The organism is Cellulosimicrobium sp. SH8, assembly GCF_025818875.1.
GTDB lineage: Bacteria > Actinomycetota > Actinomycetes > Actinomycetales > Cellulomonadaceae > Cellulosimicrobium > Cellulosimicrobium cellulans_D.
In genome coordinates this window covers 84,811-97,785 of sequence record NZ_JAMXMH010000002.1, presented here as the reverse complement: position 1 = coordinate 97,785, position 12,975 = coordinate 84,811, and the positions used below count along the sequence as shown (strand labels likewise).

Here is a 12,975-nt window from a genome sequence, read left to right as displayed (position 1 = left end):
TCGGAAGCTCCGGTCGAGATCGGCAACCGGGATCGCCGACGTCGGCAGGAGCTGCCGACCTCGGTGTAACGAGCGCGCGGGCGCGGACCCTACGCGCGTCGTCGGGCGCTGTCACGCGCGGTCTTGCTCCGTGAGAAATTCGGTGAGAATCGGGCGATTCGCTTGCGAGTCGAGCCCGTTCTTGTTTCGGTGGAGTGGACCGAGGGGCCCGCGGGAGGGTGCACCGACGGCAGGTCACGCCGGCCAGGCGTGGGCCGCACGGACGTGTCCCGCAGGGCTCCGCCCGGCGACGAGAGGAGCTCTCGTGCTCACCCTGACCGACAACGCCCGTACCGCTGTCCACGACCTGCAGACCCAGGCTGGTGTCCCGGAGGGAGGCGGTCTGCGGATCGCCGAGTCCGCGGACCAGGCGGGGAGCTTCGAGCTCGCGCTCGTGCCCGGCCCGCAGCCTGACGACACGGTCGTCGAGGACGGTGAGGCGAAGGTGTTCGTGGAGTCCGCCACGGCCCCGACGCTCTCGAACCTCACGCTCGACACGGACCCGAACGCGCAGGGCCCGGCGTTCGTCCTGACTCCTCAGGGCTGACCCACCAGTTCCACCGGCGCCCGCGCCGGACGATCTCGACGACGCGTCCTCCTCCACGCGCGTCTCTGGTCGCACGACGGGCCGTCCGCTCCGGCGGGCGGCCCGTCGTCGTGTCCGCGGCTGTATCAGGACCTCGCACGACTGCTCCCTCCCTGACGTGGTTGTCCCGATCAACCGAACCCGGCCACCGGGCCGGCAGCGATGGGGGAGAGCGATGACGTCCAGCACCACGACCACCACACTCACTCTTCTCGCCGCGCTCGGCGTGGCGGCGCTCGCCGCCGGTTGCGGTGCGGCGCCCGCACCGGACGCGGAGCCCGCGATGGACGCGCCGACCGCGCGCGCTGCGCACGACTCGGCGGCACCGCCCGCCGAGCAGCACCTCGTCGTCGGCCCCGGGACCGAGGTCGACCTGGACGGGGAGACGGTCGAGCCGACCGCGCACGGGGTCGGCTCCGAGATCGCGTGGGACGGCGACCGGGTCGCGTTCCTCTCGGGCGCGACGCTCGTGGACGGCGACGTCGACCCTGCGTCGTGCGCGGACCGGGTCGCGGGCTACGAGGCGGCCGCGGGGGACACCCGGGACGTGCCGGGGAGCTCGCTGCCCGCGGCGCTGCTCGACGACGGCGCGCAGGTCTGCGTGCGGACGGATGAGGGGACCGTGCTCCACGTCGAGCTGCGTGGGCCGGACGTGCGCGACGAGCTCCAGGTCAGCGTGCGGGCCCAGCTCCCGCGCTGACGGGAGCCACCGGGGGAGCGGCGCTCAGGCCGCCGGTTCCACGATCCACGACCCGCCCAGGACCGCCGCACCGAGCGTGACGACGAGGAACACCCCTACCCAGAACAGCCCGGGCAGGTGGGTGAGGCGCGCGAGGATGTCGGCGTCGGAGGACGACGCCCGTCCGCGTGACCGCTCGCTCTGCAGCTCGAGCACCGGTCGGACTGCGCCGAGCAGCAGGAACCACGTGACGGCGTAGGCGACGGCGCTCTGCACGGCGGGCGTCGCCCACCACGACACGCCGACGAGCGCGGCGCCCGTGACGAGCACGGACCACAGCCCGAACCAGTTGCGGATCTGGAGCAGCATGAGGGCGAGCAGCACGACGAGCAGCCACAACAGCCCGACGGCGTAACCCTGGCGCAGGAGCGCCGCGGCGCCGAGCCCGATGAGCCCCGGGCCGACGTACCCCATGAACGCGGTGAGGATCATGCCGAACCCGCGCGGCCGGCCCGACGACACGGTGAGCCCGGAGGTGTCGGAGTGCAGCCGGATGCCCGACAAGCGCCGTCCGGTGAGCAGCGCGGCGAGCGCGTGCGACGCCTCGTGCGCGATCGTCACGACGTGCCGCGCGACGCGCCAGACGGGGGTCACGAGCACGACGGCCAGCGCGAGCGCGCCCATCGCGACGACGACGGCGGTCGCCGGGGGAGCGACGGGCGTCGTCGCGGCCTCCCACACCTGCCCGACGACGTCCCCCACGGAGGAAGCGACGTCGCCGCCCGTGGTGGTGCCGCCGTCGGACAGCACGGCTGGGGCTACGGCGAGGGAGGGCGTCAGCGCGGGCACGCGCGCCATTCCACCACAGCCTGCTGTGCCCGCGGACGGCGCGACGAGACGCATCTCACCCGTGCTCCGGCGTCGGGCATGAGACACTGGAGGTTCGAGGGCAGCGCGATCCCGCGCGCCCCGCGTCGTGGAGATCCCCCCGGATTGCGTGCGGCGGACCCCGACCTTGAGCCCCGAGAGGCCCATCACCTGTGACTTCCTTTGCCGATTTCGGCCTGCCCACCCCCGTCGTGCGCGAGCTCTCGCGCCAGGGCATCGACTCCCCGTTCCCCATCCAGACCGCCACGCTGCCCGACTCGCTGAAGGGCCGTGACGTCCTCGGCCGCGGCCGCACGGGCTCCGGCAAGACGCTCGCGTTCTCGCTGCCGACCGTCTCACGCCTGTCGTGGGCCAAGTCGTCGCGCCAGCCGCGCCGACCCCGCGCCCTCGTGCTGTGCCCGACGCGCGAGCTCGCCAACCAGATCAACGCCACGATGGAGCCGGTCGCCAAGGCGCTCGGCCTCGTGACGACGACGATCTTCGGCGGCGTCGCGCAGTCGCGCCAGGTCGCCGCGCTCGACAAGGGCGTGGACATCGTCATCGCGTGCCCCGGCCGCCTCGAGGACCTCCTGAACCAGCGCATGCTCACGCTCGACGCCATCGAGATCACCGTGCTCGACGAGGCCGACCACATGGCCGACCTCGGGTTCCTGCCCGGCGTCAAGCGCATCATGGACAAGACCCCCCAGCAGGGCCAGCGCATGCTGTTCTCCGCGACGCTCGACAACGGCGTGGACCAGCTCGTCAAGCGCTACCTCAGCAACCCGGTGCGCCACTCGGTGGACGACGCCGCGGCCGCGCCCCCGCAGATGACGCATCACATCCTCGCGGTGCGCGACGCGGACGCGAAGAAGCAGATCGTGCACGAGCTCGCCTCGGGCACGGGCCGCCGCGTGCTGTTCATGCGCACCAAGCACCAGGCGAAGAAGCTCGCGAAGCAGCTCACCGCGAGCGGCGTCCCGGCCGTCGACCTGCACGGCAACCTCGGCCAGGGCGCGCGCGAGCGCAACCTCGAGGCGTTCTCCTCGGGCGCGGTGAAGGTGCTCGTCGCGACGGACATCGCGGCGCGCGGCATCCACGTGGACGACGTCGAGCTCGTCGTGCACGTCGACCCGCCGGCCGAGCACAAGGCGTACCTGCACCGCTCGGGCCGCACCGCCCGCGCCGGGTCGGAGGGCGTCGTCGTCACCGTCATGCTCCCGGAGCAGCGCGGCGACGTGCGTGACCTCACGCGCAAGGCGAAGATCACGGCCCAGCCGAAGCCCGTCGCCCCCGGCGACGCGACGATCAAGGGCCTCGTCGGCGAGGTCGCGGAGTACGTGCGCCCGGCGGACATCACCCCGCCGCAGACGCAGGCGAAGCGCGGCACCACGTCCACCAACGGCGGGTCGCGCGCGTCGCGCCGCAACCGTGGCGGCCAGGGCGGCGGCCGTCCCGCGGCTCAGGGCGCCGGTCAGGGCACGACGGCGCAGCGCGGCCAGGGCGGTCAGCGTCCCGCGCAGCGCGCGTCGGGTGCAGCGCGCTCCGAGGGCGGCGGCCGGGAGGCCCGAGCCACGTCCGGCGCCGGGAACGGCTCGACGGGCCAGTCCGCGGGCCGTCGCCGCGGCGGCCGCGGCCGCGCGCAGCGCCCGGCCGGCGGCTCGAGCACGGTCTACTCGACGTCCAGCCCGCGCTGACGTGTCCCCCACCCGGTTGTGGGCATGAAATGGGCCCGGTCTTCTCGTCGAGACCGGGCCCATTTCATGCCCACAGCGGGGGGACGTCGGGAACACCGGGGCGGGGCGCGCGGTTGGGATGGTCGGAGGTGGATCATGACCAGCCAGACCCACGACAACCAGCCCTACGAGGTCGTCAAGACCGACGCCGAGTGGCGCGCCGAGCTGTCCCCGCAGGAGTTCGCCGTGCTGCGGCAGGCGGGGACCGAGCGCGCGTGGACGGGCGAGCTGCTCGACGAGAAGCGCGTCGGCGTCTACGCGTGTCGGGCGTGCGGCAACGAGCTGTTCCGCTCGGACACCAAGTTCGACTCGCACTGCGGGTGGCCGAGCTTCTTCAGCCCGCTCGCAGGTGACCGCGTCGAGCTCCTCACCGACCGCAGCCTCGGGATGGTGCGCACGGAGGTGCGCTGCGCGCGCTGCGGCTCGCACCTGGGCCACGTGTTCGACGACGCGCCCCAGACCCCGACGGGCGACCGGTTCTGCATGAACTCGGTCAGCCTGACCTTCCAGGCCGGCGAGGAGTAGCCGACCGGGCGCCGGCCCACGTGTCGACCGCGCACGCGAGCCCGACGCCCACCAGATAGCAGACCAGGTCCCGCACCGCGAACGTGCTGCCCAGCAGCCACGCCGCGGGCGGGACCGCGTCGTTCACGGCCGCGGCCAGACCCGTCGCCTGGAGCACCTCGACCGCCCAGCACCAGCCGAGAGCGACCGCGCCCCCGACGAGGGGGCGCACGCGCGCGAGCACGAGGATCACGAGGACGTACGTCGCGACGGCGTACAGGACGTCACCGCCGACGTCACCCCACGGGTCCGGCACGCGCGTCGCGACGACGAGCCCGGCGAGCACGACGAGGCCGAGCACGAGGGCGACGAGGAGGCGCCGGCGACGGGGCCGCGAGAGCACCGGTGCGACGCCGGGACGGGGCGAGCGGGCGCCGTCGGGCTCCGTCACGCGAGATCAGGGCGAGGCGTCACCTGTTCGCGGCCCAGCGCACGACGGCGTCGGAGTAGCGGTGCAGCAGGTCCGCGAGCGTCGCGACGTCGGCGCGGTCCCAGCCGTCGAGCGCCTCGGTGATCGAGATGACCCGCCCGCTGTGCGCGGCGTGGAGCCGGGCCTCGCCGTCGGGCGTGAGGGTGATGAGCTGCCCGCGCGAGTCGTCGGGGTCGACCTCCCGGGCGACGAGGCCGAGGGCGTGCAGCCGGCTGAGCTGGCGCGAGATGGTCGCGCGGCCGACGCCGAAGTGCGCGGCGAGCTCCGAGCCTCGGACGCCCGGGTGGTCGGCGATGTGCGCGAGGAGGGGATAGGCGCTCGCCTCGAGGTCGGGGTGGATCCGGCGCGCCATGGCCGTGGCGGCCGCTCCTCCACGGCGTAGCAGGACCCGCAGCTCGCGTTCGAGATCGACGTACGCGACGTCCGGCTCGGCGGCGCGGGCGGCGTCGGGAACGGGGCGGGTGGGAGCGGTCTCGGCGGGCACACGCCCATTCTGACGCCCGGGACGGCACGCGGTCACGCCCGTCCGGAAAACCTCACCCCCTCCGGGGCGACGAGACGACGTGGCGGGGTCGAGTATCCTTTCCCGGGCCCGAGGGTGGTCCGTGGGGGAGGTGAAGCCAGGTGAGGCGTCGTCCCGTGCGTACCGTGGTACTCCTCGCGGTTGTCCTCTCCACCATCCTGGGAGGCTGCTCGACGCTGGACGCTCCACGACGCCTCCAGGTCGTCGTCGCACCGCACCCGGACGACGACCTCCTCGGGATCGCGGCGGTAGACGACGACGACTACACCGTCTGGGTCGTCGGGACCCAGGGCGAGTCGACGGGATACTGCGAGCCCGACCTGCTGCGCCCGTCGGTCACGTCCCTCGGGGAGTGGCCCGTCCCGACGCCGGCCGGCCGCCAGAGCGCGGAGTGCCGGGCCGCGCGGCTCGCGTCCTGGCTCGGTTTTCACCGCGACCTCTCGGACCGTCAGGGGAGCGACGCGTTCGGCGCAGAGGCGGGACAGCTCCCGGAGCTCCAGGCGGTTCCCGCGCCGGAGCTGGCCACCGGGATGGTGCCGCGGTCGACCGACACCGACGATCAGGCCTCTCCGATCCTCTACTCCGCAGGGGCGGACGCCGCACTGGTCGCCTTCGACGGCGGCGACGGGAATCTGACGGCCGACGAGGTCGAGTACATGGTGGCGTGGGTGCTGGCACAACGCGGCACCCTCCTGCCTGAGCTCGACCTGTCACGCATCATCGGCGCGTCGTACTTCAACGACCCGTCTCGCGTCGTCGCGACGCCGGACTGCCGCCGGGAGCTCTGCACGGGCAACTCCGCGTTCGCCGACTACCCGCATCCGGATCACCTCGCCGTGTCGTCGGCACTCGCGCAGAACGACTTCGGTGCGGTCGAGGGGAACCTCGTCGCGACGTGGCCCCGGCCCATGGCGATCACCTACCGTCATGCCTTGGACGAGGACGCCTACTGCTCGTTGATGTGCGAGGCCCCGGACGACACCGGCGTGCCCGTCGGGCTGATGCAGTCGTGGTACGGCTGGCTCGCGTTCCCCGGTGACCACTGGCCGCAGACCGAGGTTCCTGTCCAGGCTGGGAACGGGCGGGCTCTCATCATGTCGCGTCAGCAGGCCTTCCTGAGCTACTACGGTGCGTGGAACCGGGTGGCACCGTGACGACCGCCCTTCGCACCCGGCCCTCGACACGGATCGCTGCACTTGACTGGCTCCGCGGCATCATGCTCGTCGCGTCCGTGACGATCAACAGCATGGTGATCCTGCCGCCATCGTTCCACCACTCCCCGTGGGACGGCGTGAACCTCGAAGACGTCATCTTCCCGATCTTCGTCACGCTCTCGGGCTGCGGTCTCGCCTTCGCCCTCAACAGACGTACCGACTGGCCCCGCTTCGCCCGCAGGGTCGTCGTCCTCTTCGGGCTCGGGCTCGTCTACAACTGGGTCGTCGACGGCACGCAGTCTTTGGGAGAGCTGCGCTTTACCGGGGTCCTCCAGCTCTACGCGGTCGTCGTGCTGCTCACGGCGCTAGGACACCAGCTCACCAGGACCTGGCGCGGGTGGCTCGGCTGGACAGCGTTCTACGCGTCCACGTACTCGGCGCTCCTCATGTGGTGGAGCACGCGGTGCCCCGACTCCACGCTCACTCGCGAGTGCAACCCGTCCGGAGCGATCGACAGCGCCGTCTTCGGCAGTCACATGTACGCGGGTGGTCTCCTGGGGCACGACCCGGAAGGTCTCGTCGCGATCTACGGTTCCATGGTGTCGGTCGCTGCCGGAGCGACGATCGGCCACCTGGTGCTCGCGATCCACCGGCGGTCGAATGACGTCCCCTTGCGTCGCTACGTCGCTCCGCTGACCCTTCTCGGCGCAGGCCTGCTGGCCGCGGCCTGGCTCCTTCCGCGTGCGGCCGACGTGCTCGGCACCGACCTCCCGATGATGAAGAGGCTCTGGACTCCGCCGTTCGCCCTGGCGATCGCTGGAGGCGTCGCGATCGCGATGGGCCTGGCGGTCGTCGTGACGCGCAAGATCGAGTCGCGTCCTGTGCTGGACGCCGCACTCCTCTACTGGTTGGTCGCGCTCGGGCGCAACAGCCTGCTCGTCTACTTCGGGTCCCACGTGCTCAGCTCGTTGTTGCGCCGTTACCCGGGTGGGCCGGGGGAGGGTGTCCTCTTTCAGGCCGTGAACGCGCTCGGAGGCGGCTGGGCCGGGCAGATCGCCGTGACACTCGCGCTGCTGCTCTTCTGGACGACGCTCGCCGTCGTGCTGCATCGCCGACGGATCTATCTGACGGCTTGATCACGGCGCACTGAGAGCCGCTCGGCCCAGCGCGAACGAGGGCGGTACCGGACCAGGTCCGGTACCGCCCTCGACGGAGCTGTGCGGGTGACGCTCAGGCCGTCGAGCGTGCCGACCGCTCGTCGTCGACCACGCCCGCGGGCTCGTACGCCTCGAGGAGCGTCGACTCCGTCTCCTCGGCCAGCGTCACGCGGCCGGGGGTCGCGTCGACCGGGGCCTCGCTGCCGGCGAGCGCCGCCTCCTTCTCGAGGCGCTCCTGCAGGCCGGTCTTGGTGCCGAGCGGCACCTCCTTGAGGAACGACACGGCGATGAGCGCGATCAGTGCGAGCGGCACCGCGACCAGGAAGATCTCGGCGATGCCGTCGCCGTAGGACTTCTCGACGAGGTCCTTGATCGGCGCGGGCAGGGTCGAGACGTCGGGGACGGCGTTGCCGCCGCCCATCGAGTCGGCCGGGATGCCGAGCTTGGTCAGGCCGTCCTGGATCGACGTCGTGACCTTGGTCGCGAGCACCGCGCCCAGCACGGACACGCCGATCGCGCCGCCGAGGCTGCGGAAGAACGCGACGGTCGAGGTGCCGGCGCCCATCTCGTCGACGTCGAGCGTGTTCTGCACGGCGAGCACGAGGTTCTGCATGAGCATGCCCATGCTGACGCCCAGGAAGAACAGGTAGACGCTGATGAGCGTGAAGCTCGTGTGGTAGTCGATCGTCGACAGCGCGAACAGCGACGCCACGAGGACCGCGCCGCCCGTGACCATGAAGGCCTTGTAGCGGCCGTAGCGCGTGATGAGCTGGCCGAACAGGGTCGACGCGACGAACGTGCCGATGATCATCGGGACCGTCAGGAGGCCCGACTCGGTCGGGGTCTTGCCGCGCGCGACCTGCATGTACTGGCTGAGGAACACGGCGGTCCCGAACATCGCGACACCCACCGCGACCGACGCGACGACCGCGAGGACGAACGTGCGGTTCTTGAACAGGTGCAGCGGGATGAGCGGCTCGGGGGTCACGCGCTCGACGAGCACGGCACCGACGAGCGCGAGGACCGCGCCGCCGACCATCGCGAACGTCTGCCACGACAGCCACTCGAAGTTCTGCCCGGCGAACGTCACCCACAGCAGGAGCGAGGACACGCCGGCGCTGATGAGGATCGCGCCCCAGTAGTCGATGCGCACGACGCGGCGCGCGACCTTCGGCAGGTGCAGCGTGCGCTGGAGCACGATGATCGCGGCGATCGCGAAGGGCAGCCCGACGAAGAAGTTGAGGCGCCAGCTCACCGCGTCCGTGAGCACGCCGCCCAGGAGCGGGCCGCCGATCTGGCTGACGGCCATGATGCCGCCCATGAGGCCCATGAACTTGCCGCGCTCGCGCGGCGAGATGATGTCCGTGATGAGCACCGTGGCGAGCGCCATGAGGCCACCCGCGCCGATGCCCTGGAACGCGCGGAGCGCGATGAGCGTCCCGACGTTCTGCGAGAGCCCCGCGAGCGCGGAGGACACGACCGCGACGACGAGCGCGACCTGGATGAGGACCTTGCGGTTGGTGAGGTCGGCGAGCTTGCCCCAGATCGGGGTCGAGATCGTCATGGCGAGCAGGGTCGACGTGACGACCCAGGTGTAGGACGACTGCGAGCCGTCCAGGTCGCTGACGATCTTGGGGAGCGAGCTCGAGACGATCGAGCTCGCGAGGATCGCGACGAACATGCCGAGGAGGATCCCGGAGAGGGACTCCATGACCTCGCGACGGGTCATGGACGACTCGGTTCCGCCGGGCGGGGCGGTGCGTTCTGGTGTGGTGCTGGTCATGAGGCGCTGAGGTTCCTTGCTCACGGGGCCGTGTCGGAGGGCTCGCGTGTCGTGGGGCGGTGTCAGGTGGTCTGGTGGCCGGTCCGCGCGGCGGCGCGGTCGGCGGTCGGGGGACGTGCCCGACGGCGGTGGTGCCGGCGGGCGCTGTCGGTCACCCGGTCGTACGGGGTGCGGCGTGGCCGGCGACGACCGCGGAGGCCACGCGCTCGATCTGGCGCGTGGCCTCGACGATCTCCTCGTCGTGCCACTCGGCGAACGTCGTCGCGGCGAGGGCGTCGATGTGCTCGTACGCCCGCAGGACGAGCCCGCGCCCCGCGTCGGTGAGCTCGACGGTCCGGGCGCGCCGGTCGTCGTCGTCCACGGTGCGGCGGACGAGTCCCTCGTCGACCAGGTGGCTCACCTGACGGCTGGCCACGGACAGGTCGACGCGGAGCTTCGCGGCGACGTCCCCGAGCTGGACGGGGCCGCACCGCTGGAGCATGCGGAGCAGCCCGAACGACGAGCGCGGGATGTCGAGGTCCCGTGCGATGCGCACGGCCGACTCGCGCTGGGCGCGGGCCAGCTCGTCGAGCGCGCGGATGAGGCCCGCCGCGGGGGACGGGTCGGGTGCGAGCTCAGGGTCCGCGGCGGTCGCGGGGGTGATGACGGGCACGGGCACTCCTTGGTTGCTGCAGGCAAGCATACGCCTTGCAGTTGCTTTCAGCAACCATTGTGCGGAGCAAGGAATTCCCGGGTGCCGCGGGTTCGGCCGGAAGGTGTTAGTGCGCGGCGCGACCCACGCGCTCGTCGCCCATGTCCTCGAGCTCGATGCCCTTGGTCTCCGGGACCTTGCTGAACACGAACACGAACGACAGCGCCGCGAAGATCGCGTACATGAGATAGGGGATCGAGGCGCCGAACGCCGACAGCATCGGCGGGAACGTGAGGGTGATCGCGAAGTTCGCGAGCCACTGCGCCATGGCCGCGACGCCGAGCGCGGCCGCGCGGATGCGGTTCGGGAACATCTCGCCCAGCAGCACCCAGACGAGCGGCCCCCACGACGCCCCGAAGAACACGACGAACGCGTTCGCCGCGACGAGGGCGATGGGTCCCCACGGGTCGGGCAGGGTGATGTTGTCGCCGCTCCCGCTGGACTGCGTGAACGCGAGCGCCATGATGCCGAGGGAGAGCGTCATGCCGGCGGAGCCGATGAGCAGGATCGGACGACGGCCCACCTTGTCCACGAGCGCGATCGCGATGAACGTCACCGCGACGTTCGTCACGGACGTGATCGTCGACACGAGGAACGACTGGCTCTCGTCGAACCCGACCGCCTGCCACAGCGTCGTCGAGTAGTAGAAGATCACGTTGATCCCGACGAACTGCTGGAACACCGACAGCAGGATGCCGACCCACACGATCGGCTTGAGCCCGAACGACGAGCCCTTGAGCGTCCCCTCCTGGGCGTTCTTCTCGTCGACCGCGATCGAGCGGTGGATCTGCGCGATGCGGTCGTCGACGTCCTCCTCCGGACCGAGGACGGACTCCAGCACCGCGCGCGCCTCGTCGTCACGACCCTTCGCCACCAGGTAGCGCGGCGACTCGGGGATGCGCAGGGCGAGGATGCCGTAGACGGCCGCCGGGATCACGCAGACGAGGAACATCCACCGCCACGCCTCCCACCCGAGCCACAGCTCGTTGGAGGCGCCGCCCGCCGTCTCCGCGAGGAGCTGGTCGGAGAGCAGGGCCGCGAAGATGCCGACCGTGATCGCGAGCTGCTGCAGCGACCCCATGCGGCCGCGCAGCCGCGCCGGGGCGATCTCCGCGATGTACGCCGGAGCGATGACGGAGGCGATCCCGATGCCGACCCCGGCCATGAAGCGCCAGATCGCGAGGTCGAACGCGGACCACGCGATCGCGGACAGGATCGAGGACGCGAAGAACAGGATCGCACCGAACACCATCACGCGCGTGCGGCCCCAGCGATCGGCCAGGCGGCCGCCCGACCAGGCGCCCAGCGCGCAGCCGAGGAGCGCGATCGCGACGACGAGCCCCGTGACCGCCGAGTCGAGGTCGAACTGACCCTCGATCGCCGCGACCGCCCCGTTGATGACCGAGCTGTCGAAGCCGAAGAGGAACCCGCCGACCGCGGCCGCGACGGCCAGACCGATGGCCTTGCGGTGGGCACTGCGTGCGCTCACGGTCGCGTGACCTGCTGCGTCGCTGCTCGACATGTCATCCTCCGCTCCGTCCGGAGCCGGTAGCGGGCCCCTCTCGTCACTGTAGGGCGGGGTGCTTTCGGTGGCGCGGCGAACGGGCCGCCGCCTCACGAAGGCATCGCCCCGCGCGCGGCGGCCGCCGCGGCACGTCGCTCGGCCGGTGCGACCGGGCGGCCGCCGGGTGGAGACTGGGCGCGTGCCCGACGACGTCCCCGCCACCCCCGCAGACCGGCCCGACCCCGGCCGGTCCGACCGCACGCGACGACCTCGCCGCCCGGCCATGCTCGACCCGCGCGACGCCGACGAGCTCCCCGGCGAGCTCGACCCCGCGCTGCGCGACCAGGTCGCGCACACCACGGCGCGTGCGATCGTGCACCGGGCCCGCGACGCCGAGGACCCCCAGGTCGTCGAGCGCCTGGTCCACCTCGTCGAGACCGAGGGGCTCGACGTCGTGGCAGGCCTCTGGTCCGACGCGGCGCCGAACTCTCTGCCGGGCGCGCTCTGGCGGCTCTACGTGCTGCGGGAGTGGGTCCGCCGCGACCCGCAGACGGTGACGCTGCGGTACCGCCTGGGGGTCGACGCCGCCCCGGTCCACGAGGCGATCGCCGGCGTCCCGCGGCCACCCGGCCCCCAGGACGTGCGCGACCTCGTCGACGCCGTGCTCTCCGGCGTGTTCACCGGCGACCTCGCCGTCGCGCTCGAACGGGCCGGGTCGTTCTGTCGCATCCTCGCCACCGGCGCCGCGTTCGACGCCGACGCGCGCGAGGTCGCCGACCCCGACGGCGCGCTCCGCATGACTCGCGGCGCCGGGTCGCTGCTGCGCACCGCCCAGGAGCTCGAGCACGCCGCCGAGCTCTGGCGCGCCGACCGCCTCGACTGACCCACCGACCGCCGAGGGAGACCTCTGGTCACCCTCGGGGGCCGGGGTTCTGCCTCGGCTGGCGGGGGCGCAGGGTGCGGGATCCGGGGGCGGTGCGCACGTCGGGGGGCCGGGGTCTCGCGGAGCGCGAACACGGGGCCGGCTGGGTACCTCGGGGGCCGGTCGGCACGTACGATGGTTCACGACGCCGGGCCGCGGTAGCCCCGGGCTCCACACTCAGCCGCTACGAGCGGCCACGCGCCGAGAGGCGCTCCCGGTCCGGCGTCGCCAACTTCCCTCGCCCTCCCTCCTCCCGCGCCCACGGCGTCGCGCACGGGACGGCTGGCCGGACCCGGCGATGACGCCGGGTGCGGGCTGTGAGCGTCCTGAGGATCCGGGA

General features: G+C 72.4%; 13 protein-coding genes. 7 read left to right on the top strand and 6 right to left on the bottom strand.

Features of this window, described 5'->3' with window-relative positions; all coding sequences use genetic code 11:
* Positions 1-304 precede the first annotated feature (304 nt).
* Positions 305-586 carry a HesB/IscA family protein gene (locus tag NF338_RS03130; protein ID WP_264029457.1) on the top strand — a complete coding sequence of 94 codons (282 nt, stop codon included), beginning with the start codon at positions 305-307 and terminating at the stop codon, positions 584-586.
* 214 nt (positions 587-800) lie between these two features.
* Complete coding sequence (locus NF338_RS03125; protein WP_264029456.1) at positions 801-1,325, top strand: hypothetical protein; 525 nt, start codon at positions 801-803, stop codon at positions 1,323-1,325.
* Positions 1,326-1,349: 24 nt separating this feature from the next.
* On the opposite strand, the gene NF338_RS03120 is transcribed toward NF338_RS03125, so the two are convergent.
* A complete protein-coding gene (locus NF338_RS03120) occupies positions 1,350-2,066 on the bottom strand; it encodes a M50 family metallopeptidase (RefSeq protein WP_264029787.1) in 717 nt (238 codons plus the stop codon).
* 278 nt (positions 2,067-2,344) lie between these two features.
* Here NF338_RS03120 and NF338_RS03115 point away from each other — a divergent pair, with 278 nt between their 5' ends.
* Complete coding sequence (locus tag NF338_RS03115) at positions 2,345-3,868, top strand: DEAD/DEAH box helicase (protein ID WP_264029455.1); 1,524 nt, start codon at positions 2,345-2,347, stop codon at positions 3,866-3,868.
* A gap of 135 nt (positions 3,869-4,003) precedes the next feature.
* The gene (gene msrB, locus NF338_RS03110) at positions 4,004-4,432 is read left to right on the top strand and encodes a peptide-methionine (R)-S-oxide reductase MsrB (RefSeq protein WP_264029454.1); all 429 of its coding nucleotides are present in this window, start codon (positions 4,004-4,006) and stop codon (positions 4,430-4,432) included.
* On the opposite strand, the gene NF338_RS03105 is transcribed toward msrB, so the two are convergent.
* The gene (locus tag NF338_RS03105) at positions 4,401-4,862 is read right to left on the bottom strand and encodes a DUF2809 domain-containing protein (RefSeq protein ID WP_264029453.1); all 462 of its coding nucleotides are present in this window, start codon (positions 4,860-4,862) and stop codon (positions 4,401-4,403) included. The two genes, msrB and NF338_RS03105, sit on opposite strands and share 32 nt — an antisense overlap.
* A gap of 19 nt (positions 4,863-4,881) precedes the next feature.
* Positions 4,882-5,385 carry a MarR family winged helix-turn-helix transcriptional regulator gene (locus NF338_RS03100; RefSeq protein WP_264029452.1) on the bottom strand — a complete coding sequence of 168 codons (504 nt, stop codon included), beginning with the start codon at positions 5,383-5,385 and terminating at the stop codon, positions 4,882-4,884.
* Between the two features lie 155 nt (positions 5,386-5,540).
* Here NF338_RS03100 and NF338_RS03095 point away from each other — a divergent pair, with 155 nt between their 5' ends.
* A complete protein-coding gene (locus NF338_RS03095) occupies positions 5,541-6,578 on the top strand; it encodes a hypothetical protein (RefSeq protein WP_264029450.1) in 1,038 nt (345 codons plus the stop codon).
* Positions 6,575-7,714, top strand: a complete 1,140-nt coding sequence (locus NF338_RS03090) for a heparan-alpha-glucosaminide N-acetyltransferase domain-containing protein (RefSeq protein ID WP_264029449.1) — start codon at positions 6,575-6,577, stop codon at positions 7,712-7,714. The genes NF338_RS03095 and NF338_RS03090 overlap by 4 nt, the downstream gene beginning before the upstream one ends.
* A 94-nt stretch (positions 7,715-7,808) precedes the next feature.
* On the opposite strand, the gene NF338_RS03085 is transcribed toward NF338_RS03090, so the two are convergent.
* From NF338_RS03085 to NF338_RS03075, 3 genes are all read right to left on the bottom strand, one after another.
* Positions 7,809-9,464: an MDR family MFS transporter gene (locus NF338_RS03085; protein WP_412846129.1), complete on the bottom strand. Its 1,656-nt coding sequence runs from the start codon at positions 9,462-9,464 to the stop codon at positions 7,809-7,811.
* A 205-nt stretch (positions 9,465-9,669) separates the two neighbouring features.
* Positions 9,670-10,170: a MarR family winged helix-turn-helix transcriptional regulator gene (locus NF338_RS03080; protein WP_264029448.1), complete on the bottom strand. Its 501-nt coding sequence runs from the start codon at positions 10,168-10,170 to the stop codon at positions 9,670-9,672.
* Between the two features lie 106 nt (positions 10,171-10,276).
* Positions 10,277-11,731, bottom strand: coding sequence for a sugar porter family MFS transporter (locus NF338_RS03075; RefSeq protein WP_264029447.1), 1,455 nt, complete (start codon positions 11,729-11,731; stop codon positions 10,277-10,279).
* 265 nt (positions 11,732-11,996) lie between these two features.
* Here NF338_RS03075 and NF338_RS03070 point away from each other — a divergent pair, with 265 nt between their 5' ends.
* Complete coding sequence (locus NF338_RS03070) at positions 11,997-12,596, top strand: hypothetical protein (RefSeq protein WP_087471046.1); 600 nt, start codon at positions 11,997-11,999, stop codon at positions 12,594-12,596.
* The last annotated feature ends 379 nt before the right edge of the window (positions 12,597-12,975 follow it).